Consider the following 25,816-nt stretch of genomic DNA (forward strand, 5'->3'; position numbering starts at 1 on the left):
CTTTTGTTAACCAGTATATTTTGTAACTAATCAGAGTAAGCACAAGAGTAAAAAACTCTTATGGATTGGGGTGTTTTAATAAAATTATTCATATTACTTTCATTACAAGGAAAATTACCTTGTATTAATAGGTATCTTAAATTATTTGATTTAAGCATTGTACTGAGGTTGTAACTTTTAGTTAAATCGTTTATTGAATTTAATTTTATGATAAGTATCTTAGTTTTAGGGTATTTTGCTATTAAAGAGCTAAGAGTCTCTATAGAATTAATATCTTCTAAAATAATTTTAATGACATCACCATCACCATATTTTGCTTTTACAATACTATTTTCAACATATACTGTTGTGTGTAGTTTATAAGCAAGATTATTAAATTCACTTCTTGAGTCAATAGAAGATTTACTACTTTTTGTAACACTAAATCCTTTAGAACTAGTTTTATTAAATGTAGTGGAATTAGATTCTGATTTCAATTCATAAATTCCATTTTCTTGAGCAAAAGCTGTAAATGATAAAAATGAAACAAGGAAAAATAGAGAAAAGGTATACTTTTTTATAGTTGATTTATTTTCCATAATAAATAATATTACACATTAAAAAATACTTTTGAGACACAAAAGAGTCTTACATAGTCACTTATTTGTCATTAATATTAACAATTAAAACGAATAGTAATAAAGTTTTTGAGGGAAAAAACAGTGAGGGAAAAGTATTGGTCTTCAATACCATATTTACTTTAGAAATTAGATTTGGGGTCATACTTTCAATATTTAATAGGTGAAACAAAAGAAATAAGTTGTGGCTAGTTTCTCAAAAATTAATGGTAAATCACTTATAAATTCGATTAACAGTATTTTAACAACATTTAATCGGTTGTTTGCGTTTTTTACCGAATGACCTCTCTAACTATCTATTTTCTTGGTGTTTAATTTTATTGTTTTTTTTGAAATTATTTGATTATTAGCTAATTAATTATATTTACAGAACAAATAAATTGATTTTAATCGAAATAAACAACTTTTTGTCGATTAAAAATGCATTTAATCGATTGATGTGAAAAATTTAATTTTAATAAGACACGCAAAATCTTCATGGGAATACAATGTTATAGATCATGAAAGACCCCTAAAAAAAAGAGGAATAAATGATGCGCGTATTGTTTCTAATTTTTTAAGAGGGAAAATAAAAAGTTTAGATAAAATTTTATCAAGTGATGCTTTAAGAACTAAACTAACCGCTCAAATTTTTTTAGAAAAATTAAATATTGATGAAAATATTGTGGAGTATAATCATAGTTTGTATGATTTTGAAGGAAGTGATTTATTACGAGTAATTAAAAGTAGTGATAATTCAATTAACAACTTAATGATTTTTGGTCATAATTATGCGTTAACTACTTTTGTAAATACTTATGGGAGTGAATATATAGATAATGTACCAACAAGTGGAGTGGTAGTTATTGAATTTGATATAAAAAAATGGCAAGATTTAGAAAGAGGAACTACAATTTTAAAAGTATTTCCAAGAGATTTAAAAAAGTAATAATTACCTTAATTATAGTCATTTAGTTAAATTACGAGTTAGGTTATAAAAAAAAATTAAAAAAAATCGATAAAATGATTGTTTTTAATGACAAAATGTATAAATTAGCGGTCTAAATCTCAAATCTTATTAAAAATGAAAACTAAATTAATCCTACTTTGTTTTGGCTTTTTCTTTATAACTGGAGTTGGATTTGCTCAAAAAAAGAATACACCTAAAAGCATTATTAGCGATAAAGTTGCTATAAGAAAATATCACAGTAAAGAAGAATTAGATAGAAAACAAAAAGGAGAGTTGCTAGGTTTGTATATTGAAAGAATTGAAAGTTTAGTTCAATTATTACCTTACATTGCTTTTGCAACAAAACCTGGAGTTACAATGTCTAGTTTAGGAATCCCTAATAATAATGATAATAGAAAGATTCTTGATGAACAATTTGAAGCTACTGCCGATTTTTTAACAGCCAATAGGGAATTTCAGGAAACAATACTTCCGTATTCAGATACAGATAATTTAGTATCTGCTATACTGTTTTATGAATCTACGTTAAAATCATTACATGAATATAGTGAGTTTCATTAAATTAAACCCTTAGTGTTATTGCTATTTTAGGATAGGATAAATATTAATAAATTAAGGGGTTGCTTTTTAAATCACTCCCTTTTTTAGCTAAAATCCAATAAACATCTGTAAAATAAGCGGTTTCTGAAGTTTTTTTAATGATAATTAACATAAATAAAATGTATTTTATCGATTAATTTGGTATTTCGTAGATTTTATTGTATGTTTGAATCGAATTATTAGGAACCCCCATTTCTACAAAATCATAAACGATTGATTATGAAAAATTTTACAAAATTAACCTACGTATTATTTTTGTTATGCGCTAACATTTTTGCACAACAAGAAAAAGGAATAGTTGGTAATACTAATTGGTTAGATAATTGGACAGAATTTAATCCTAAGCAACAAAGCTACAGAGAACCAACTCAAATTATTTCTGGTAACATAACTAAAGACACAAGGCTTTCTAAAAGAGATACCTATTTATTGGTAGGTAGTGTTTTTGTTACAAATAATGCAACACTTACCATAGAGCCAGGAACAGTTGTTTTAGCAGATTATAACTCAAAAGCGTCTTTAACAGTATCTAAAGGAGCAAAAATAATTGCTGAAGGTACAGAAACAGATCCTATTGTGTTTTCTTCTAACAAAAGCTTAAAACGTGCAGGAGACTGGGGAGGGATAATGTTGTTGGGTGATGCGCCTTTAAATAAATTCGGGAATGGTTCTGTTGCTAATTTACACGATAATTTAGATGCTTCAAATTACGCTAATGTAAATTATGGTGGTAATGATACTATAAGTAATTCTGGTGTATTAAAATATGTTAGAATAGAGTATGCAGGTAAAAGAATTAAGGGCGCAGGTTATCTTAATGGTTTATTATTGGCAGGAGTGGGGTCAGAAACAGTTTTAGAAAATATAATGGTTAGCTACTGTGCTGGTGATGCTTTTGAAGTTTTAGGAGGAGAGGTTACTATTAATAAAGCCGTTTCTTATAGAACAAGTAGTAATGATTTTGTGTTCAATTATGGGGCTCAAGGTTATTTAAAAAATTCTTTAGCAGTAAGATCTCCATATATATCTAGTAGTGAAGGTTCTCGTTGTCTAAGGGTTTTATCGTATGATAATAAGCAAGAAGTTGACTTTTCAAAAAATGGAACCCATGTTGTTGCCGAAAATTTAACATTTCTTAATGATAGTGAGACTCTAAATAGTGATATAGAAAAAGGCTTGGTTAGTGAAGCTATTTATGTTGGGCAAGAAACCTTTTTAGATATAAACAAAAGCGTTATTTCTGGGTTTAACCCTGCTGTTATATTAGATGATAGAATTCGTATAAATCAAGAAAACCTTGAGCGAATTAGGTTTACAAACATGTATTTTAATAACTGCAAGGGTAATATATACGTTAACAATAATAGCAATAATGACGATTTAGAAAATTGGTATGGTAATGCGGCATTTTTTAACGTGTATTCTAAAAGTACTAATGAAGAAACTTTTATTGATATTCAAAATAAAAGAAGACCAGACTACAGGTTGCGAATTAATAAAATAATTGCAACAAATCTTGATTCAGATGTAAATGGAGACTAATCACTGTACATTATTATGATATGAGTATAAACAGAAAGTTATCTAATGAAAAAAATTATACTTATAGCGGTTTTTATTTGTTCACTAACTGTTAAAGCCCAAGCACAAATTGTTATTAGTAAACCTAATTTAGGTTATACTCAAGCCTGCGCTAGTGCTTCATTTAATAGTTATAATGTTACATTTTCATTTACACCAGAATCTAGTTTAACTAGTTCAAACCAATTTATTATAGAACTTTCTGATGAAACAGGAGATTTTTCAAATCCCACTACCATATACACATCAGCTGCAGGAAGTATAACCACTTCTCCAGCAACATTAAATTTTTCATTGCCAACCGATACAGCAGGTGAAGCTTATAAAATTAGAATTAAAAGTACATCTCCCGAAGCAACTAGTAGCGGGTCTGACCCTTTTCCAGCTTATTATAAAATTCAAGATTCCCCATTTACCATTAATAATTTAATAGAAACTGCTATTTTTTGCTCTGGAGGTAGTTATTTATTAACTATTGATAATCCAGGAGGAGAAATGAACGATTCTCCATTACAGTATCCATCACTAACTTTTAATTGGTATAAAGAAACTAGCGAAACAACTTCGGTTTTCGTTGCTTCTGGTGAAAGTTTAGAAGTTACAGAGGCAGGTACTTATTTTGTTGAGACCAACTATGGTTCTTGTACTTCAAATTCGTTCTCTAATAGAGTTACAGTTACAGAAGCAATATCTAGTGAAACAACTGTTACCATTAATTCTTCTTTAGGAAACCCTTATTGTCATACAAATGGACCTACAGTTTTAAGTACTATAAAAGGAGATAGTTATAAATGGTTTAAAGATGGAGAACCTATTAATGATGCTACAGAACAAATGTATGAAACCAATGAAAGTGGTACATATTCTGTTATTGTAAATTTAGGAGAATGTAGTGCTACAGCTTCAATAGATTTAGAGAATAGTGGCTTTACAAGTAGTATAGATGTTGAAGATGTAAATGATTTAGAAGAAGGAGAAACGTTAATTGCTACAGTTACTACATCAGCAATAACCCCAACATATGAATGGTTTAAAGATGGGGTCTTAATATCAGGAGCCACATCAAACAGTTATGAAATTTCAGAATCTGGTAATTACAGTGTGGTAATTACTCAAAATGTAGGTTGTTTATCAACTAAAGAATTTACATTTAGCGTTACAGAACAATTTCCAGATGTAGCCAAAATACCAAATTTAATAAGTCCTAATGGAGATGGTATTAATGATACTTGGATTATTCCACAAGAATATACAAGTGGAACAGATACTCAAGTTATGATTATAAGTCCGCAAGGTAAAATTGTGCTTAATACCAATAATTATCAAAATAATTGGCCAGAAAACTTAAGTTTTAAAGATGTAAACCCAGTTTACTATTATATAATAACAACCCCAAATAACCAAACACGTAAAGGATCAATTACGGTGATCAAATGACATGAATAAAAATCTACTATACCTGATTTTGTTTTTATGCTTAGCGCAAACCTCTCACTCACAAGATAATGGGGTTGTAGCTATAGATTTACCTATAAGAAATTCTTTAAAATTTAATAAATATGCTGTAAATCCAACATTTAGTTTTGTTAGAGAACAGAATAAGTATATAAGTTTTACAAATAAAAGACAGTGGGTGCAGTTTGATGATGCGCCACAATCGTATTTATTTAGTTATTCAGGAAGATTTAAAGAAAATATAGGTGCCGGAATTGGTTTATTTCAACAAAATTACGGAGTGCAAACTGTATTTGGTGGTATGCTAAACTTTGCCTATAACGCAGTTTTAGACAGAGATAGCAACTTAACTTTTGGGTTGAATGTAGGAGCTTATCAGAGTAGTATAAACGAAGGTAATGTTGTAACTAATTTTCAAGATCCCGCACTTCAAAATATTCCTAAAAACACGCTATTAACAGTAAATCCAGGTATTAATTACGGTACCGCTTTTTTTGATTTTGGTTTTTCAGTTAATAATCTGGTGTCATATAATTTAAGTGCTTCAAAAATAATAGAAGACAATCCAGAGCAAAGTTACCAAGCTCATATTATGTATACGGGTTATATGGATAGCCGTGGTTTTCTTGATGAAAGTAAATTTTCAACTTTAATTCGTTCAGAATTTAAAAAAGAAACCACAGTTCTTTCTGGTCTTGCTATGTTAACAATACCAAAAGGTATATGGGGACAAGTTGGATATAACACATTATACGGTGCATCTGCAGGAGTAGGTATTAATATTACAGAACAAATTGCAGTAGAATATAATTATGAGCAATCTGTTGGTGAATTGTCAGGTTTTGGTAATTCTCATGAATTCACCATTGCCTATAGATTTAAAAATAACAACAGGTATTTATATAATGGAGATGATGAAGAAAAGTCAGTCTTCACACCAAAAAGAAAAAAACGAACCATAGCAAATCGTGCTTCTAGCTCAAAACCAAAAGTAGATAGAGAAGAAGCTGCTCGATTGAAAGCAGAAGAAATAGAAAAAAGAAAGCAAGCCTTAGAAGAAAAACGTCTAGCACGTCAAGAAGCTGAACGTTTAAGAAAAGCAGAACAAGAAGCCTTAGCAGTAAATACAGAAGAAAACAACAATAAAGAAGAAGCAAAAGATGTTGTAGAGACAAGTGAAAATGTAGAAACTGCTGAGAAACTTGAAGCTGAAAGAAAAGCTAAAGAAGAAGCAGCTAGAATTAAAGCAGAACAAGAAGCTCAAAGACAAGCGGCGGAGGCAAAAGCTAGGGAGGAAGCTAGATTGAAGGCTGAAGCAGAAGCTGCTGCAAAACTTGAAGCTGAGAGAAAAGCTAAAGAAGAGGCAGACAGAATTAAAGCAGAACAAGAAGCTCAAAGACTAGCAGCCGAAGCTAAAGCTAGGGAGGAAGCTAGATTGAAGGCAGAAGCAGAAGCAGCTGCAAAACTTGAGACTGAAAGAAAAGCTAAAGAAGAGGCAGACAGAATTAAAGCAGAACAAGAAGCTCAAAGACTAGCAGCCGAAGCTAAAGCTAGGGAGGAAGCTAGATTGAAGGCAGAAGCAGAAGCAGCTGCAAAACTTGAGACTGAAAGAAAAGCTAACGAAGAAAATTTAATTGAAATCACATCAGATTTAGATCAAGAAACAATTAATTCAATAAATAAAATAAATGAGTCTGCTAAAGAATCTAAAAAACAACAATCTGAATTAATGGATAAATTAGCAGAAAAAGTTGCTATAAAACAAAAAGATTTAGACGACTTAAAACAAGAAAATGATTTAAGTGAACAAGGTATTTATGTAGAGCCTAAACCATTTAAAAGTGTAACAGCAGAAAACGCTGAAATAGAAGCTTTAAAAGAACAATTAGATAAAGTAATTGAAGAGCAAAGAATAAAAATAGAAGAATTAGAAGCGGTGTACATTACCAGAAAACGTAAAGTTAAAGATGATAATGATGCATTAAATATCAAATATTCTAAAGCTATAGAAAAATTAAAAGCGCAACAATTACAAGCAATAAAAGCTAAAGCAGAATTAGAAAATTCGTTAGAAACAATTAAAGTGGCTACAGAGTTTGAAAGAAAACGTAGAATTAAACGTGCAGCTTATGATAATCAACAAGATAGATATAAGAAAGATAGCACCACTTTAGCTTCAATTAAAAAGTTTGCACAGCCATCTAATTTAGTATTTACAGAAGATGATTTTGATTTTGGTGATGAACCAAATGACAATATTCAAATTGTTAAAAATGTAACAAATGCAGAAAGCGGATATTATATGGTAATTGCAATCCATGAAAATGAGGCTAAACGTGATGAATTTTTAAGAAAAGTTGTGTCTATGGGTAGAAAAGATATAGAGTTCTTCTTTGATGTAAATACCAATAAATACTTTATTTATTATAGTAAATTTGATAATATTGAGGAAGCACAACGCTTACTACAATCTAAAGGAAATGAACCTTACAATGCCAAAATGTCTATTGTTAAAATAGAAAATTAATAAAGTTGTCTTAATAAATCTTAAAATCCAATAACTATTGTTGTTGGATTTTTTTTATTCAAAATACAATAATTATGAATTTCTTTTACAATAAGGGTTAAGAAATATTTTTGTAGTTTAAATCTTATGGTTTTTTATGTAAAAAATGATTAATTAACATTGTTTATCGATGAAATGCATAAAAATATTAAAAACACTTTCATTGTTAAGAAAAAATTTACGATATTTACGTCGTTAAAAAGTATATTTTAATGGTTGAAATAATAACTTGAAATATTATACTTACAAATATAGATTTGGTTAAAGCAATAGCTAAAATATCTTTTTTAATGCCCCTAAAATTAGATACTAAAATAACCACCCATGAAAAAAACTACTTATGTAACTTATAACATTGTTGTTGTATTTTTGTTGTTGGGTACGCAATTGTTTGCACAAAACTTTGTTCCCTTCTCACCAAGATTTAATCAAGATTTAAAAGGAGATATTGTTTTAATAGGAAACAATATCCTTGGTCCAAGCAATAACGCATTTAATAATAATTATGCTTACAATCATAATCAAAACATGCGTTATATTGATATTGATGGAGACCCTTCTACTTTTAGTTCTTCAAGTGCAGATTTGGAAATAGCAAATCCAAGTTGTTACAAAATAGTACATGCAGGTTTATACTGGAGTGCTGTTAACCCAGGAGATGAACCAATTACTAATGTAAAACTAAAAGGACCTACAGGAGGTTATCATGATATTGTAGGAACTGTAGTTTTTGATGCTAGTGGAACATCTGTTGATGGTGGTGATAGCTATCCATACGCATGTTATGCAGATGTAACTAGTATTGTAACGAGTTTAGCTAATAATTTAGGAACTTATACGGTTGCCAATGTTTCTAGTGCCGAAGGTAGAACTAGTAGTTATAATCCATATAACGGGACAGGACATTCGGCTGGTTGGTCTTTGTTTATAGTTTATGAAGACCCAACTTTACCAGGTAAGTCAATAACTAGTTTTGATGGGTTTAGTGCTATTAGTCTATCTGAAAACCCTAACTTAGATATTCCAGTTTCTGGATTTAGAACGGTTCCTGCTCCTACACCAGTTAGAGCAAATTTTGCTTTTGCTACATTAGAAGGAGATAAGCGTATTTTAGGAGATCAGTTACTACTTAATGGTTACAACCTATCTGCAGCAGATAGGCCAGCTACTAATTTTTTCAATAGTTCTGTAACACAACTTGATGCTACCCCTGTTACTAATAGAAATCCTAATAGTACAAACACTCTTGGTTTTGACACAGGTGTTATGGTGGTGCCAAACCCAGGAAACAGTGTTATTGCAAATAACTCTACTTCAGCAACTGTTCGTTTAGAGACTAGCGGAGATACTTATTTTCCATATTTTTTCGCACTTGCAGTCGATATAATAGAACCTAATATTGTACTTACAAAAATAGTTGAAGATACAGCTGGTAATGATATTGGTGGCGAATTGGTTAGTTTAGGAGATGAATTAAATTATGTGATTGGTTTTCAAAATACAGGTAATGATAATGCAACCAATTTAACAATAAGAGATATTCTACCTGTAAATATTGTTTTTAATTACCCTTCAGATATAGTTAGTTTACCACCGGGAGTTTCAGTACAGAGTTATGACCCTACAACAAGAGAAATTGTTTTTGAAGTAGATGATTCTGTTGTAGAAGTAAATGATCCGGTTCAAGAAATTAGGTTTAAAGTAACGGTAGTACAAACCTGTAGTTTGTTAAATGACGCTTGTGACAACATAATTGAAAACCAGGCTTATAGTAAATATAATGGTACTTTAAATCCTTTTTTTGAAATTTCAGATGATCCAAGTTTTAATACTAACACAGGGTGTTTAATAAGTCCTGGTGCTACTAATTTCTTAGCAGATATTGATTGTGAATTTAGAGAAGAAGTAATTTTATGTGGTGATAGTGTAGTATTAACCGCAGGCGATAATTATGATTCCTACACATGGTCTACAAGCCCTACAGGAACGCCCGTTATTGGAAACACACAATCTATTACAGTAACTGAAGTTGGTACGTATTACGTACATAATACAGCTACAGCACCGTGTCAATCTATAGATCAAGTTTTTGATGTTATAACCTACGGAGCTGGAGTTCCTAACCCTGTAATTCCATTTGCAGATCAGGTAGTTACTTGTCCTAATGATGGGAAAGAATTACCAAATTTCTTCTTATGTGGCGATAATGATGTAAGAGTTATTGAGACAGGAATTACAGATACCTCATCAATGATTTGGGAACGATTAGATGAAACGAGTTGTTCTGCAGTAATAAATCAAGATTGTGCTAACGAAGATCCTGCTTGTTCATGGATTCAAGTTGAAACAGGTCCTGATTACACTATAGATACCGTTGGACAATACAGGTTAACACTAAACTATACAGGAGGTTGTTTTAATCAATACTATTTTAATGTTTATGAAAACTTATTAGAGCCAACGGCAACTTCTAAAGATATTATTTGTACAACACCAGGCGAAATTGTTGTAGGTGGTGTACCAAGTGGTTATGAGTATAGTATTGATGGCGTAAATTATCAAACTAGTAATACTTTTGAAGTAACAACAGCAGGTATTTATTCTGTGTATGTAAGACAAATTGGGGTATCACCAAATCCATGTATTTTTGAAGTACCGGACGTTCAAATAAGAGAACGAAATTTTACAGTATCAACAACTGTTTTACAACCTCTATGTTATGGCGATTTAGGAAGTATTGTTTTAGCAGCTAATGATGTTGAACCACAATATTACTTTTCAATTTATGAAGGTGCTACACTTGTTAGTAATGTAGGGCCAATTACAGAAAATAATTATACGTTTGAAAATTTAAATCCAGGAACCTATACAGTTGAAGTTTCAACAGAAGATGGTTGTGACTATACAGGAACTGTAGATATTATTGAACCGCCTTTATTAACAGTTACTGCTGCTTTAACGCAACCTTTAACATGTACAAATGGTGAAATTACTGTGTATCCTGAAGGAGGAACAGCTCCTTATTACTACTTTATTAATAGTACTACAGCATTTCAAAGTACACCAATTATAGATGTATCTACAGCAGGAACCTATAATATAACGGTTGTAGATTCTAACAACTGTTCTGCTGAAACATCAATTACAGTAGAGGAAATTGAAACTCCAGACTTTACTATTGCCTCATCAGATATTTTATGTTATAATTCAAATACTGGTGAAATTCAATTTAATGTCACTAATGGTAATGGTTATTCCATAGAGTATACTATAGACGGAGGTACCACATACAGTAGTTCACCAACATTTTCAAATTTAGATGTAGGTGTTTACACAGCTGGAATAAAATATTCATTAGATGGAGTAGAGTGTTTTAGTACTACTCAAGATATAACCATAACACAACCAGATGCAGCTGTAACCGCTACAAGCGGAGTATCACGATTAGCGGGTTGCGGTCCATCTGGCGAAGGTACCGTTCGTATTACCAATCCACAAGGAGGAACGCCACCTTACGAGTATAGTTTTGATAATCAAGCAACTTGGGTAACAACCAATGAAGCTGATGTAATGCCAGGTACTTATACCTTGTATATAAGGGATTCTAATGGATGTATTTATGCTATGCCCGAAATTATTTTAGATCCAGAACCAGTGTCTCCAACCATAACAGTAGATGATCCAGATTTTAATTGTGACGGAACAGCTAATACTACCGTTACTGTTAATAACTCTAATGGTAGTGCATCATATACTTATAGGTATTATTTAGATGGTGTAGAAAACCCTAATACCTCAGATCCTACTACCTTTTTAAACGTGCCAGATGGAGATCATACTATTAAAGTAGAATACACTTTGACTGATGTACCTACATATAGTAATTTGTTGTATGAGAATTTTGGTTATGGAGAAGACACATCATCTCCGGGTATAAATCCAACGTATTATTGTTTTGAGCGCCAAGTTGAAGCAACAAAATGTAGAGGAAGTATTAGTATTAATGATGGAGATTATTCGGTAACAGCACATATTGTACAACCGTTTGGAGCATGGATAGACCCAGGAGATCACACACCTCCAACTACTCCAGCAACACCAGATGGAAGGTTCTTGGTTGTAAATATTGGGTCTACAATTCCTGCAACAGAAATTTTGTATGAAAAAGAGATTAATGATATTATACCCAATCAACCCATTAATTTTGAGTTCTATGCCTTCAACTTGCTTAAGTCAACTAATGGTCAATATGACCCTAATTTAACAGTGGCTTTAGTTGATGCTTCTGGTAAAGAAATATCTTCATTTGACACTGGAGCAATACCAAAATCTGAACAATGGGAAGTGTATCCTAAAACCCCAATGACTTTAGATCCAGGATCTAATACTACCTTAAAGTTTATTGTAAGATCAAACGTACAACAAACAAGTGGTAATGATGTAGCTATTGATGATATTAAAGTTTATCAACTTCCAGCAGTTTGTACAACAGAAGTAGAATTTCCTTTTGTAGTAGAACCTGGTAAAGCTTTTTCTGCAGAAATAATTGGATATAGTGATACAACTTGTGAAGGTAACACAGATGGAACTATTGAAATTTCAGCTCAAAATTTCGATACAACAAACGGTTATCAATATTCTATAGATGGTGGTGCTAATTGGACTACATTAACAACATCGCCATATACTATTACAGGCTTAGGTACTGGTACTTATAACGTTCAAGTACGTTATGATGCTACTTCTGTAGGCTGTGATTTTAGTTTCACACAAAATATTACATCACCTTCTCTTTTAGAAGTAAACACAACTGTAACACCAGCAACTTGTTCAGATGGTGCAATTATTGAAGCTACAGCTACTGGAGGAACACCAAATTATTCTTTTGAATTGTTAGATGAAGCCACATTAAATTTCGTAGCAAGTTTCCCATCAAATGGTGTTTTAACTAATGTATCAACTGGTAATTATGTAGTAAGAGTTACAGATGCTAATGGATGTACCGCTGAGTCAACACCCATTAATATAACAACTCCAACAAATCCAACAGCTACTATTCAAACATCATCAGATAAATGTTATGATACAGTTAATGGAGCTACACTTGAAGTATTAGCTAGTGGAGGTTTGGCACCCTATGAGTATAGTTTAAATGGTAGTCCATTTGTATCTAGTAATATCTTTGCTAATTTAACTCCAGGAAACTACGATATAACCGTTAGAGATGCTAATGGCTGTACATTTACACTTCCAACAGAAGTTATAGCAGAACAGTTACTGGTAAGTACTGTTTTAACAAAAGATCTAGATTGTACTGCTTCATCAGATGCTGTAATTACAGGAACAATATCAGGAGGTTATCCGCCTTATACTTATGAAGTTGCAATAAATGGTTCTGCATTTACTTCACTAGGAAGTATAGGAAGTTCTTTTACGTATTCATCAGCTAGTGACGGAGCATACCAATTCCGCATTACAGATGCCCAAGGTTGTACAGCTTTATCTGCTGTGAATACGGTTAACCCTATAAGTTATCCGGATATTATTTCGGTTGTAGAAACCCAATCTATATTATGTAATGGCGGTAGTGATGCAGCTATTCAAGTTAATATAGATAATAGTGTAGGTACCCCTCCATTTACAATAAATGTTTATAATAACACCACAGGAACAGATTATGGTACTCAAACCACAAGTTTACCTGCGGGAGATTATACTGTTACTTTAACCGATGCTAAATCATGTACAGATACTGAAACCATAACAATTTCAGAACCAACTTCTATGGTTCTAGATTATGATGTTACTCCAATTACTTGTGGTGCAGGGGAGTGTCTAAAGGAGATATAATTATTAATAGTGTTACTGGAGGTACCCCTAATTACACGTATCATGTAACAGGTATTAATGGTTATAATAACATAAGAACCAATCAAGATGGTAGTACACAGGTTTTTGAAGTAGTAGATTTTGGTTTGTACGAAGTTATTATTACTGATGCCAACGGTTGTTCATTATTAGAGCAAAACATATTAGTAGCATCACCACCAGATGATTTAGATATTAGTATAGATGCAACAGCCGATTGTACTTTAAAAGGAACAGCAGAAGTTAGTATAGGAACACCCTTGGCAGGATCAGGGCCTTATTACTTTGCTATTTACACAGGACCAGGAATGACTTACCCTGGACCAGAATGGCAACCCGAAGATACTCCAGAACATACTACATTTACAGGTTTAATACCCGGGGTAACTTATACCTTTATTGTCTATGATGATACAACTAAATGTTATTATTACGAAACAGCAACAACCCCAATACCAACCAACTCTACCTTAACGGTAAATTCGGTAGTACCTAAAAACATTACTTGTAAAGGAAGTGCTGATGGTATGGTAAGTTTTGATATTACAAGTACATACCCAACAGTTACCGATGTAACTTATGAGGTATTAGATTCACAGTCTTTAGCAAGTATTGGTGTTTCTGGATCAGGTACTGTACCTGCTAATGGAACACTATCGGTAACCGACTTAGGATTATTACCATTTGGCAACTACATTATTTTGGTAACAGAAGATGCAGGCGCCACAAATGAAGGCTGTAGTGTTGTTACACAAACACCTTTTAATATTACCGAATCTGCTATAGATTTAGGTATTACGGCATCTGTAGATAAAAATGCCAATTGTAATCCAAATTCGGGAGTAATTTCGGCGATAGCTACCGATGGTACACCACCGTATGTGTATCAAATTACAACTACATCAACCCAACCGTTACCTTCAGATGCTTTATGGGATTCGGCTAGTACGTTTAATGTAGATGCTGGTACCTATTATGTACATGTCATGGATGCTTACGGTTGTATTAAAACGACATCAGCTCAAATATTAAATAATGATCCAACACCAGTAATTGCTGCTGCAGTAAGTAACCAATGTACTGCAACAGAAGGTGATTTTGAAATTGATGTTACCTTAACTACAGTAGGTATCCCTCCATATAGATTGCGTGTTGATGGTGGAGCGTACCAAACGGTAACTTTCCCATATACCATAACTAACCTATCATCAGGAACGCACACCATAGAGGTTCAGGATGCCAATGGTTGTGGTAATAATGTGTCTGTTACTATTGAAAAGCCTTTAGGTATAACACCAACTATTGATGTTTTACCTAGTTGTTTGAATAATGACGGACAAATTTCTGTAACCGCAGTAGGAGGTACAGGTAGTTTTACCTATGAAATTATATCAGGACCAATAACAGCTGGTGCTCAAGTGTCAAATACATTTACAGGGCTTGCAGCAGGCACTTATACAGTTAGAGTTAATGATACTAATACATTGTGTTATGCAGATGTTGATGTAACGTTAGATTTACCAACACCTGTGGTATTTACTCCTGTAGCAACCGATGTAAGCTGTAACGGAAGTAGTGATGGAAGTATTACCGTTAATTTACCAGCAAGTAATGATAACCCAATTTATACTTATGAAATAATTGCACCTATAACGGTAGCTCCTCAAACATCAAATATTTTTGAAGGATTAAGTCCAGGAACTTATACCGTACAGGTAACTTCTGGTAGAAATTGTTCTGCTACTGAAATGGTTACAATTAACGAGCCAAACGCGATATCTATAGACGCAACTTCAGTGGTTGAATATGCTTGTTCTGCTGGTGTAAATGCACCAAATTATGCTTCCATTAGTGTAACTAGTGTAAGCGGTGGATCTGGTAATTATGTAAATTATGAATTTATAAAAGGTGGTACAATTGTTCAGTCTGGTTCACAAACTACATACACCGAAGCTGATTTATCTGGAGGTACTTACACTATAAATGTATATGATGACAACGGTTGTTTAGGAACTACAACAGAAATTATTACATCTTTTACATCTTTAGAAAGTTTAAATGTTACAGTAGATAATGCTATAACTTGTAATAATGACGAAGATATAACCGTATCAGTAACAACTACTGGTCCAACGCCAACTAATTTAGAATTTATAGTTGAAGATATTGATGCTACCGGTGCAATAGGAACTGTTTACAGCCAAACCAATACAACAGGTATATTTACAGGCTTGCCAATTGGTAATTATTCAATTTCGGTAACCAATTTAGATACAAATTGTTCGCTTCAAACAGTGCATTATGTTAATGAGCCAAATACTTTCGACCTTAATATAGACTCAGTTGTAGATGTAACTTGTTTTAATGATAATGATGGAAGTGTTGATGTTACGTTTATAGATAGAACGCCTACACCAACAGATGAAGCAGGACCATTTAGTTATACCGTGTATGATAATTTAGGAAATACTGTAACCACAGGTGTAGTACCAAATGCAGGTCCTACCACTATTACAGGTTTAGCTGCTGGAACCTATTCAATAGAGGCTGTTTTAACCAATGCACCATTCTGTACAGTTACTAAAAACTTTACTATCACAGCTCCAACAGCAGCACTGGATATAACAGAAACTCATACCGAAATTACTTGTGTAAGTAGCTATAATGATGGATCTATTACTGCAAGTGCTACTGGTGGTTGGCCTGGTGGTTACCAATACCAATTAGAGCTTACAAGCGGAACTATAATAACTGCTTTTAGTGATCAGTATTATTTCACAAATTTATCGGCAGGAGATTATGTGGTAAGTGTAAGAGATTATAAAGGTTGTATTGCATCTACTAACGTAAGTTTAGTAAATCCACCACCTATTTCGGTAACACTCAATCCAGATGTAGTGGCATTAACTTGTTTTGGAGATTCTAATGGACAAATAACAGCAAATGCAAGTGGCGGACAAGGAAGTAACTATACTTATACATTAAATATGGTTTCTCCAACTGCTAGTTCATCTGGTCCACAAACCTCACCTGTATTCAATGGATTAGTTGCAGGTACTTATAATGTAAGTGTAACCGATGGCTATAATTGTAGCGCTACTTCAGCAGATATAGTAATTACAGAGCCTAATGAAGTGCAGGCTACCTTGGTTAAGTCAGATCCATTAACTTGTACTACAGATGCTGAACTTACTTTAAGTGCTACTGGAGGTTCTGGTTCTTATGAATATAGTACTGATGCTTCTTTCTCTACTTCTTTAGGAACGTTTACATCATCTGTAACTATCCCCGTTGTAGATGGAACGTATGCTTATTATGTTAGAGATACTAATGGTTGTACCGCTTACGTGTCTAATGAAATTACTGTAGAACCTATATCTGAATTAAAAGTTAATTTAGATGTTGAAAACGCAACAATTAATTGTGCTGGTGATACTACCGGTGTTATAGTAGCTGTAGCTGAAGGCGGTTTAGGTAACTATGTTTACACGCTTCAAGATACGTCTGGAAATGATATAACTCCAGTTACCCAAAATAGCCCAGGTGTTTTCACAGAACTGCCAGCAGGAGATTATCAGGTAATGGTACAAAGTGATGATTGTTTAGCTACCTCAGTATCAGTTAGCATTACAGAACCTAGTTTACCTCTTCAAGTAACCTATACAGTTTCTGATGTTACTTGTTACGGGGAGAATAATGGTATTTTAGAAATTATAGCTACAGGAGGTACAGGAATTATAAAGTACGCTATTTCACCTCAAATGAATCAGTTTTTTGATGAGCCTATTTTTGAAGATTTAGCTCCTGGAAATTATCAAGCCATTGTTCAAGATGAATTAGGTTGCTACGTATTATTTGATTTCATTGTTAATGAACCAACACCTGTTATGGTTAATATAGTGCCTAATTCTATTTTACCAGAAATGTGTTACGGAGATATGAATGGTGAGTTTAGTATTGAAATTTCTGGCGGTACCTTACCTTATAGTGTTGCTTTAGATGATATAAATGGAACTTATATAACAGGTGGAGCAACTCAAACTGTATTTGATTTTACAGGATTAAGTGGCGGAGACCATATTGTGTATGTTGTTGATGCCGAAGGTTGTGAGTCTGAATGGAATATAACCTTCCCAGAATCGGTATTATTAGACCCTCAAGTAACAGTAGAGTATTGTACAGATGTAGCAGATGCAACAAGTAATGCGGTAACTGTTACTGTAGATTCTAGTGTAGATCCTGCAGATGTAGATTACTCTTTAGATGGCATTAATTTCCAAAGCAATAACATGTTTATTGATGTTCCTGCTGGATTAAATCAATCTATAACAGTTAGACATACCAATGGCTGTGAACAAGTAGTTTACTTTGATGTTAACCAGTACAATCCATTAGAAATAGCTTTAAGTGATGGTGGTATTAATGAAATAGTAGCACAAGCTAGTGGTGGTTCTGGAGATTATGAATATGCTATTCAGCGTGTAAATGAAGTTGATTTTGAACCTTATGGAGATACAGGAACATTTGTTATTTACGAATCTGGAGAATATACAGTATCAGTTACAGATAGTAATGGATGTGTAGCTACCGCGTCAAGATACTTTGAGTTTATAGATGTATGTATAACCAATTATTTCACTCCAAATGGCGATGGAAATTTAGATACATGGGGTCCTGGTTGTACATCTCAATATAAAGATTTAACCTTTGATATTTTTGATAGATACGGACGTAAAGTTGCTACGCTTCGTGTAAATGAAAAATGGGATGGTACTTATAACGGAAAAGAATTACCAACTGGAGACTACTGGTATATTGTAAAATTAAATGATGATAAAGATAAGAGAAGTTTTGTAGGACACTTTACATTATATAGGTAGTTAAAATAAAATAAAATGCGAAAATTATTTACATACGTAACATTCTTACTAGTAACTTATAACTACGGACAAGAGCTTAATTTGCCTGTATTTACCCAATATTTGGCAGACAATAATTTTGTTGTGTCACCAACCTATGCAGGTATAGGTGATAATGTAAAACTAAGAGCCAATGGTTTAACACAATGGGTTGGTATTAAAGGAGCGCCAGATAATCAATCATTTTATGGCGATGTAAGAATTGCAGATAGAAGTGGTGTGGGCTTATCTTTATATAACGATAGAAATGGTAACACAATACAAACAGGAGCTAAATTTTCGTTTGCGCATCATTTAATACTAGACTATTATGCAAAAATGTATTTGTCTCTAGGTATTTCGTATAACATAAATAATTTTAGAATAGATATTGATAACTTTAATACAACCTATGAAAACCCTTCATTAGACCCTTTTGTAACAGATGATAGAAGAACAACTAATCATAACTTTGATATTGGTGCCTTGTTTAGAATGAAAGGATTCTTTATAAGTTTAAACTTGAATAACCTTTTAGATAAAGATTTAGATTCATTTGAAAGAGTGTTTGAGCCTAACTTACTTTTAAACTATCAGGTTTACTCTGGGTACACCTTTAGAGGCCCTAAAAAAAGTGGTTTAGAGTTTGAGCCTTCTGTATTTTACCAAATGTTTACTAGTGATAAACGTTCTGCTACCGATGTGAATTTTAAATTTAGAAAATACAATAGAAATGAAGATTACTATTGGGCAGGTATTTCGTACCGGTTTTTAAATGATCAGTTTTTTAAACCATTAAACATAGGCCCTATGGTAGGGTTTAAAAAATCAATCTTTTATTTTGGTTATGCCTACCAAATTACTGCCAACGATTTATCTGCCTATAACTCTGGTACTCATGTAGTAACTATTGGTGTAGACTTTTTACAGGGTATAAGTAATTGTCCTTGTACACAAGACCCTGTACATCACTAATAATGCGTTAGGGATAGTAGTGGAAAGCCCACAGCGCTTTTTGGCGCGAGGACTTGTAACGTATAGCCCGACACCGACAGAGGAGGTGTAACGCCCATAATATTTATAAATAATTTTAATTAAATTTAAACTAAGTCAATTCTTTTTTCAGTCTAAATAGAATATATTTGTTAGGATAACTAATCCTGATACTATGATTGATACTGAAACTATCAACGATACTTACATAAACAGAGAAATAAGTTGGCTGCAATTTAATGCCCGTGTTTTACAAGAAGCTTCTGATGAAAAAGTACCTTTAATTGAACGGTTGCGTTTTTTGGGTATTTTCTCTAACAATTTAGATGAGTTTTTTAAAGTAAGATATGCTACTGTAAAACGAATTGTTGAGGTTGGTAAAGGTGGTAAAAACCAGCTTGGAGGTATTAAAGCAAAAGAGTTATTAGATATTATTACTCAAATAGTAATAAAGCAACAGGCTGAAAGTATTAGAATTTTAGAAGAAGTAGATAAAGAACTAAAAAAAGAACATATTTATATAATTGATGAAACTCAGGTTGATAGCAATCAACATGATTTTATTAAAAATTACTTTTTCCAAAATGTAAGTTCTGCATTAGTTACTATTATTTTAAATGATTTAGTTAAACTCCCTAATCTTAAAGATAGTGCCGCCTATTTAACTGTAAAAATGCAGATGAAAGACGGAACTAAACAATTTGGTTTAATTGAAATACCAAAAGGCGTAGAGCGTTTTATTGTTTTGCCAAAACAAAATGGTAATAATTACATTATTATGTATGATGACCTTTTGCGCTACTGCTTAAGTGATATTTTTAGCATTTTTGATTACGAGTCTATTTCGGCGCACATGATTAAAATTACTAGAGATGCAGAGTTAGATTTTGAAAGTGATTTAAGTAAAAGTTTTATTGAAAAACTATCTGATAGTGTTAAACATAGAGAAATAGGAGATCCGGTTCGTTTTGTTTATGATAAAACCATAGACCAAGATACATTAGAGTATTTAATGAATCAAATGGGTATTGATAATACAGATAGTGTTATACCTGGTGGGCGTTATCATAATAAGCGAGATTACATGAGTTTTCCAAGCTTAGGAAGAACCGATTTAATGTATGAAAAAATTAAGCCTTTAGAAGTAAAAGGATTAAGTTTAAAATCTAGTCTTTTTAAAGCTATTGCAGAGAAGGACTATATGGTACACGCACCATACCATACATTTACTTATATTATTAAATTTTTGCGTGAAGCTGCACTAGATCCCAAAGTTAAAACCATTAAAATAACCATTTATAGACTTGCCGAAATATCGCATGTTGCGAGTGCTTTAATAAACGCAGCCATTAATGGTAAAGCCGTAACAGTTTCAATAGAACTTAGAGCAAGGTTTGATGAAGAAGCCAATATTTATTATGCCGAACAAATGAAAAAAGAAGGGGTTAACCTTCACTTTGGCGTACCAGGATTAAAAGTGCACAGTAAAATGTGTGTAATAGAGCGCGAAGAAGGTAAAAAACTTAAACGTTATGGTTTTATAAGTACGGGGAATTTTAACGAGTCTACAGCTAAAATTTATACAGATTATACATTATTTACTTATAACCAGCCTATATTAAAAGAAGTAAACAAAATCTTTAATTTCTTTGAAACTAACTATAGAGTTTATACTTATAAACACTTAATAGTATCTCCTCATTATACTGAAAAAAAGTTTTTCAAATTAATAGATGAGCAAATAAAAGAATGTAAAAAAGGAAATGAAGGCTACATAAGAGTTAAAATGAATAGTTTATCAAACTACGCAATGGTAGATAAACTGTACGAAGCTAGTAATGCCGGTGTAAAAATAGATATGATAATTCGTGGTATTTGCTGTTTAATTCCCGGTATTAAAGGCATGAGTGAAAATATTAGAGTAATAAGTATAGTTGATAAATTTTTAGAACACCCAAGAGTATATATGTTTGGAAAGGGAGACAATGTTAAAGTTTATATTTCTTCTGCAGATTGGATGACAAGAAACATACATAATAGGGTAGAAGTAAGTTGCCCAATTTATGACCCTGATGTAAAACAAGAAGTTATAGATACTTTTAGTATTTGTTGGAGTGATAACGTAAAGGCTAGACTTATCAACACTTCAAAAGAAAATGAATATAGAACCAATAATAATCCAAAAGTAAGATCTCAAGTTGCTATTTACGATTATTATTTAGAAAAGCTTAAAAATTAATATGCTTTCAATAAAAAAATATGCAGCAATTGATATAGGTTCAAATGCAGTAAGATTATTAATTTCTAATATAATAGAAGAAAAAGGTAAACCAGTTAGGTTTAAAAAAAATTCGTTGGTTAGAGTGCCTATTAGGTTAGGAGCCGATGTATTTGTTAAAAAAAGAATTTCAAAAGAAAACACAGAGCGCATTGTAGATACCATGTTAGCTTTTAAGCTTTTAATGAAATCTCACAAAGTAGTAAAATATAAAGCTTGTGCTACTTCTGCTATGAGAGAATCTACTAACGGAAAAGAAGTTGTAGAAAAAGTTTTAAAAGAAGCAGGTATAAGCATTGATGTTATAAATGGAGAAGAAGAAGCTGCTATAATTGCTGCTACAGACTTAAATAAATATATTGATACAACTAAAACCTACTTATACGTTGATGTTGGTGGTGGTAGTACAGAGTTTACAGTTTTTTACCAAGGGAAACCCGTTGTTTCTAAATCATTTAAAATAGGTACCGTTCGTTTGTTAAATGATATGGTTAAAAATGAAACTTGGCAAGAGTTAGAAAATTGGATTAAAATTAACACAGCAGATTATCATAAAATAAATGTTATTGGCTCTGGTGGTAACATTAATAAAATATTTAAGATTTCTGGTAAAAAAATGGGAAAACCGCTTTCTTATTTTTACATGACATCTTATTATAATACACTTCAAACGTACTCTTATGAAGAGCGCATAACAGAACTAGAGCTTAATCAAGATAGGGCAGATGTTATTATTCCTGCTATGAGAATTTATCTTTTTGCTATGAAATGGAGTAACTCAAAACATATTTATGTTCCAAAAATAGGACTATCAGATGGCATTATAAAAAGCATATATTACGATACCGTTTCAAGTAATACACAGTAAAATTTTGCATTTTACCTTGTAAAATATAGGAATTTAATTATAAAACATATATTCGTGGTATGTAATTACTATAAATTATAGGCCCAAATTTATTACTTATGAAAAAAATATTACTATCTACGGTATTACTTGTGTTTTCTGTTTATGGATTTTCGCAAGAAGAAAATTTAGAAACAACCACTACCGATTCTACTAATACTAACAATTTTGTATCTAAAGGAGTAAAATATGGTGTAAGAGGTGGTTTCAATATTTCAAATTTAGCTTTTGATGAAACACCAATTATGGAAAACAAACACAGAAACAGTGTGTATTTTGGTGCGTTTGCCAATATAGGCTTATCAAGAACACTTTCTTTAGTTCCAGAACTACAGTTTTCTGCAGAAGGAGCTAATGATGAAAAATTACATTTAGATTATATTCAAATGCCTATTTTATTACGCGTTAGATTAAGTGAAAAGTTTCATTTAGCCGCTGGTCCGCAAGCAGGATTAAAAGTTCATAAATATGAAGATGGTGTTAAAAACATGGCTTATTCTGCTGTTGGTGGTATTGAATTTAAAATAAACCATATGTTATTTGCAGATGCCAGATATACTTACGGAATTACAAATATATTTGATGAAGTTTCTGATATTACTGCTAAGAACACCAATATTCAAATAGGAATAGGATATAAATTTTAAACTAACCGTGTACGGTTTCCTTTTTTCCTAAATCTGACATAATTTTTGCTTCATATTCAAGAAGTTGTTGCCATTTGGTATCAACTTCTTTTTTATTACCATATTTTCTAGCAAAACCTAAAAACATGGTATAATGATTAGCTTCACTTATCATAAGTTTTCTATAAAATTCAGCCAGTTCTTTATCTTCTAATTCTTCAGAAAGTAATCTAAAACGCTCACAACTTCTAGCTTCAATTAAAGCTGCATAAAGTAACCTATGAACCAATTGTGTAGTTCTGCTACCTCCCTTAGGAAAAAATTTAACTAATTGAATAACATAATCATCTTTTCGGTCTCTACCTAAAACCCAACCGCGTTCAAGAATTTTGTCATGTACCATTTTAAAATGACTTATTTCTTCTTTTACAAGGGCTACCATTTCCTGAACCAACTCTGTGTATTCTGGAAAACTAACAATTAAAGATATAGCTGTACTAGTTGCCTTTTGTTCACAAAAAGCATGGTCTGTTAAAATTTCTTCAATATTTTTTTCAACTATATTAACCCATCTTGGGTCTGTTGGTAATTTAAGTCCTAGCATAATTTATCTTATTCAATAACCTGTTTTGTTAATTTCAATGGTATAAATCTCTTTTAAATAGATTCTATAAACGCCTTTATACATCTAAATTAAAAGTTTTTTTTAGAAGCTCAATATTTGGATTTTTTTCTTTTAATTTTTCATATTTTTCAATAGGCGTGTAGGCGTACTGCTTTTCCATTACTTCATTAACCGTAATGGATAAATTGATATCATAATTACTTAGTGATTTTCTAATAAAGGCTAACAAATCATACTGATTGCGCTCAACTTCTATTTTATTTGTAGAGTTAGGAAACTCTAAGTGTATAACAGTGTCTTTTACTTTTGGAGTGTCTATTGATAAAATAGAAGCTAAATTGCGCTTTCCTTGGCTTTGTAAATTATCAATATATGTATTCCAAACTTTTATTAGTTCTTGTTCTGTAAAAGGTTCTTTTGGCAAATCTTCTTCATCAATAACAACATTCATTTGTTTTATTTGATGCTCTTTTTTTGCTTTTAAACTTTTTAAAGAAAGACCCGAGGTACGTTTTTTTTCTTGCTTTAATACAATCTTTGGTGGTTCTTTTACTTGAAATGATTTAATTGGGTTATTATCATCTTCATTAACTAATGCTTTCTCTTTATTTTCTTTTGAAATAGTATTATTTGATTGCTTAGGAACCGATACTGGAACTGGAGTAATACCCTTATTTTTAAAATAAGAAGCAGGAATTATGTAATGTTTGCTATTTTTTTTTTCTCCATCAAAAGTGATAGAGGCAAGTTGCATTAAACAAAGTTCAACCAGGAGGCGCTGGTTTTTACTGTTTTTATACTTGAGATCACAGTCGTTTGCTAAATCAATTCCTTTTATTAAAAATTCCCTACTAGCTTTTCTAGATTGTTCTAAATACTTTTGTTTAGTTTCATCACCAACTTCTAAAAGTTTTATGGTGTTTTCGGTTTTACTAACAAGTAAATCTCTAAAGTGCGATGCTAAACCAGAAATATAGTGATGCCCATCAAAACCTTTTGAGAGTGTGTTATTAAAAAGTAGTAGTAATTCTGGAATTTTATTTTCTAAAATTAAATCGGTGCTTTTAAAATAAGTTTCATAATCAAGCACATTTAAATTTTCTGTAACAGCTTTTCTGGTTAGGTTTTTACCAGAAAAACTCACAACCCTATCAAATATAGATAGTGCATCGCGCATAGCACCATCTGCTTTTTGAGCTATAATGTGTAGGGCGTCATCTTCAGCTTCAATATTTTGCTCTTTAGCTATATGTTTTAAATACTCTTTAGCATCTTTTACTGTAATACGTTTAAAATCAAAAATTTGACAACGCGATAAAATAGTTGGTATTATTTTATGTTTTTCAGTAGTTGCTAAAATAAAAATACAGTGTTTTGGTGGTTCTTCTAATGTTTTAAGAAACGCATTAAAAGCTGCTTGAGAAAGCATGTGTACCTCATCAATAATATACACTTTATATTTACCAACTTGTGGAGGAATTCTAACCTGGTCTGTTAAATTTCTAATATCATCAACCGAGTTGTTTGATGCTGCATCTAACTCAAAAATATTAAAAGCAAAGTCTTCTTCAGTTTCATTTCCATCGCTATTAATCATTTTAGCAAGAATACGCGCACAAGTAGTTTTGCCTACACCTCTAGGACCTGTAAAAAGTAATGCTTGTGCTAAATGATTGTTTTCAATAGCATTTAAAAGGGTATTTGTAATAGCCTGTTGGCCAACAACATCTTTAAAAGACTGTGGTCTGTATTTTCTGGCAGATACTACAAAATGTTCCAATTTAACTGAATTTAAGTACTATTTATGAATATAACAAAGTTAAAAATTCAATTAAAAAATTTGAATTTTGAAG

General features: G+C 32.0%; 14 protein-coding genes. 11 read left to right on the forward strand and 3 right to left on the reverse strand.

Translation table 11 applies throughout. The features are described from left to right. Window positions 1–26: 26 nt before the first annotated feature. A complete protein-coding gene (locus BWZ22_RS14005; protein ID WP_076701032.1) occupies window positions 27–578 on the reverse strand; it encodes a hypothetical protein in 552 nt (183 codons plus the stop codon). Between the two features lie 478 nt (window positions 579–1,056). Between BWZ22_RS14005 and BWZ22_RS14010 the strand changes: the two genes are divergently transcribed. From BWZ22_RS14010 to BWZ22_RS14060, 11 genes are all read left to right on the forward strand, one after another. Further along, window positions 1,057–1,545 (forward strand): histidine phosphatase family protein, encoded by a 489-nt coding sequence (locus BWZ22_RS14010; protein WP_076701034.1) that lies wholly within the window; start codon window positions 1,057–1,059, stop codon window positions 1,543–1,545. A 135-nt stretch (window positions 1,546–1,680) separates the two neighbouring features. After that, window positions 1,681–2,127 (forward strand): hypothetical protein, encoded by a 447-nt coding sequence (locus BWZ22_RS14015; protein ID WP_076701036.1) that lies wholly within the window; start codon window positions 1,681–1,683, stop codon window positions 2,125–2,127. A 258-nt stretch (window positions 2,128–2,385) separates the two neighbouring features. Next, window positions 2,386–3,708 carry a hypothetical protein gene (locus BWZ22_RS14020; protein ID WP_076701038.1) on the forward strand — a complete coding sequence of 441 codons (1,323 nt, stop codon included), beginning with the start codon at window positions 2,386–2,388 and terminating at the stop codon, window positions 3,706–3,708. Window positions 3,709–3,753: 45 nt separating this feature from the next. Then, window positions 3,754–5,184 (forward strand): gliding motility-associated C-terminal domain-containing protein, encoded by a 1,431-nt coding sequence (locus BWZ22_RS14025; RefSeq protein WP_076701041.1) that lies wholly within the window; start codon window positions 3,754–3,756, stop codon window positions 5,182–5,184. 1 nt (window position 5,185) lies between these two features. Continuing rightward, entirely contained in the window at window positions 5,186–7,729 is a 2,544-nt protein-coding gene (locus BWZ22_RS14030; RefSeq protein WP_076701044.1) for a PorP/SprF family type IX secretion system membrane protein, read from the forward strand. Between the two features lie 363 nt (window positions 7,730–8,092). Beyond that, window positions 8,093–13,618 carry a DUF11 domain-containing protein gene (locus BWZ22_RS14035; RefSeq protein ID WP_076701046.1) on the forward strand — a complete coding sequence of 1,842 codons (5,526 nt, stop codon included), beginning with the start codon at window positions 8,093–8,095 and terminating at the stop codon, window positions 13,616–13,618. Further along, on the forward strand, window positions 13,600–18,516 hold the full coding sequence (locus BWZ22_RS14040; protein WP_076701049.1) for a T9SS type B sorting domain-containing protein: 4,917 nt from the start codon (window positions 13,600–13,602) through the stop codon (window positions 18,514–18,516). The genes BWZ22_RS14035 and BWZ22_RS14040 overlap by 19 nt, the downstream gene beginning before the upstream one ends. Before the next feature lie 15 nt (window positions 18,517–18,531). Then, window positions 18,532–19,509, forward strand: coding sequence for a type IX secretion system membrane protein PorP/SprF (locus BWZ22_RS14045; protein WP_076701052.1), 978 nt, complete (start codon window positions 18,532–18,534; stop codon window positions 19,507–19,509). A gap of 193 nt (window positions 19,510–19,702) precedes the next feature. Further along, window positions 19,703–21,766, forward strand: a complete 2,064-nt coding sequence (ppk1, locus tag BWZ22_RS14050; protein ID WP_076701055.1) for a polyphosphate kinase 1 — start codon at window positions 19,703–19,705, stop codon at window positions 21,764–21,766. 1 nt (window position 21,767) lies between these two features. Next, window positions 21,768–22,673, forward strand: coding sequence for a Ppx/GppA phosphatase family protein (locus BWZ22_RS14055; RefSeq protein WP_076701058.1), 906 nt, complete (start codon window positions 21,768–21,770; stop codon window positions 22,671–22,673). A gap of 98 nt (window positions 22,674–22,771) precedes the next feature. Next, window positions 22,772–23,359, forward strand: coding sequence for a porin family protein (locus BWZ22_RS14060; protein ID WP_076701060.1), 588 nt, complete (start codon window positions 22,772–22,774; stop codon window positions 23,357–23,359). A 1-nt stretch (window position 23,360) separates the two neighbouring features. Here BWZ22_RS14060 and BWZ22_RS14065 read toward each other — a convergent pair whose 3' ends face one another. Further along, window positions 23,361–23,942, reverse strand: coding sequence for a tRNA-(ms[2]io[6]A)-hydroxylase (locus BWZ22_RS14065; RefSeq protein WP_076701063.1), 582 nt, complete (start codon window positions 23,940–23,942; stop codon window positions 23,361–23,363). 76 nt (window positions 23,943–24,018) lie between these two features. Then, a complete protein-coding gene (gene dnaX / locus BWZ22_RS14070; protein ID WP_076701066.1) occupies window positions 24,019–25,743 on the reverse strand; it encodes a DNA polymerase III subunit gamma/tau in 1,725 nt (574 codons plus the stop codon). Window positions 25,744–25,816: the final 73 nt, after the last annotated feature.

It is taken from the genome of Seonamhaeicola sp. S2-3 (genome assembly GCF_001971785.1).
Lineage (GTDB): Bacteria > Bacteroidota > Bacteroidia > Flavobacteriales > Flavobacteriaceae > Seonamhaeicola.

Bases quoted from the DNA above. Each gene is read 5' to 3' on its own strand.
- BWZ22_RS14020 (WP_076701038.1), top strand. From the start codon at position 2,386: ATGAAAAATTTTACAAAATTAACCTACGTATTATTTTTGTTATGCGCT.
- BWZ22_RS14035 (WP_076701046.1), top strand. From the start codon at position 8,093: ATGAAAAAAACTACTTATGTAACTTATAACATTGTTGTTGTATTTTTG.
- BWZ22_RS14060 (WP_076701060.1), top strand. From the start codon at position 22,772: ATGAAAAAAATATTACTATCTACGGTATTACTTGTGTTTTCTGTTTAT.
- BWZ22_RS14025 (WP_076701041.1), top strand. From the start codon at position 3,754: ATGAAAAAAATTATACTTATAGCGGTTTTTATTTGTTCACTAACTGTT.
- ppk1 (WP_076701055.1), top strand. From the start codon at position 19,703: ATGATTGATACTGAAACTATCAACGATACTTACATAAACAGAGAAATA.
- BWZ22_RS14055 (WP_076701058.1), top strand. From the start codon at position 21,768: ATGCTTTCAATAAAAAAATATGCAGCAATTGATATAGGTTCAAATGCA.
- BWZ22_RS14045 (WP_076701052.1), top strand. From the start codon at position 18,532: ATGCGAAAATTATTTACATACGTAACATTCTTACTAGTAACTTATAAC.
- BWZ22_RS14030 (WP_076701044.1), top strand. From the start codon at position 5,186: ATGAATAAAAATCTACTATACCTGATTTTGTTTTTATGCTTAGCGCAA.
- BWZ22_RS14065 (WP_076701063.1), bottom strand. From the start codon at position 23,942: ATGCTAGGACTTAAATTACCAACAGACCCAAGATGGGTTAATATAGTT.
- BWZ22_RS14015 (WP_076701036.1), top strand. From the start codon at position 1,681: ATGAAAACTAAATTAATCCTACTTTGTTTTGGCTTTTTCTTTATAACT.
- BWZ22_RS14005 (WP_076701032.1), bottom strand. From the start codon at position 578: ATGGAAAATAAATCAACTATAAAAAAGTATACCTTTTCTCTATTTTTC.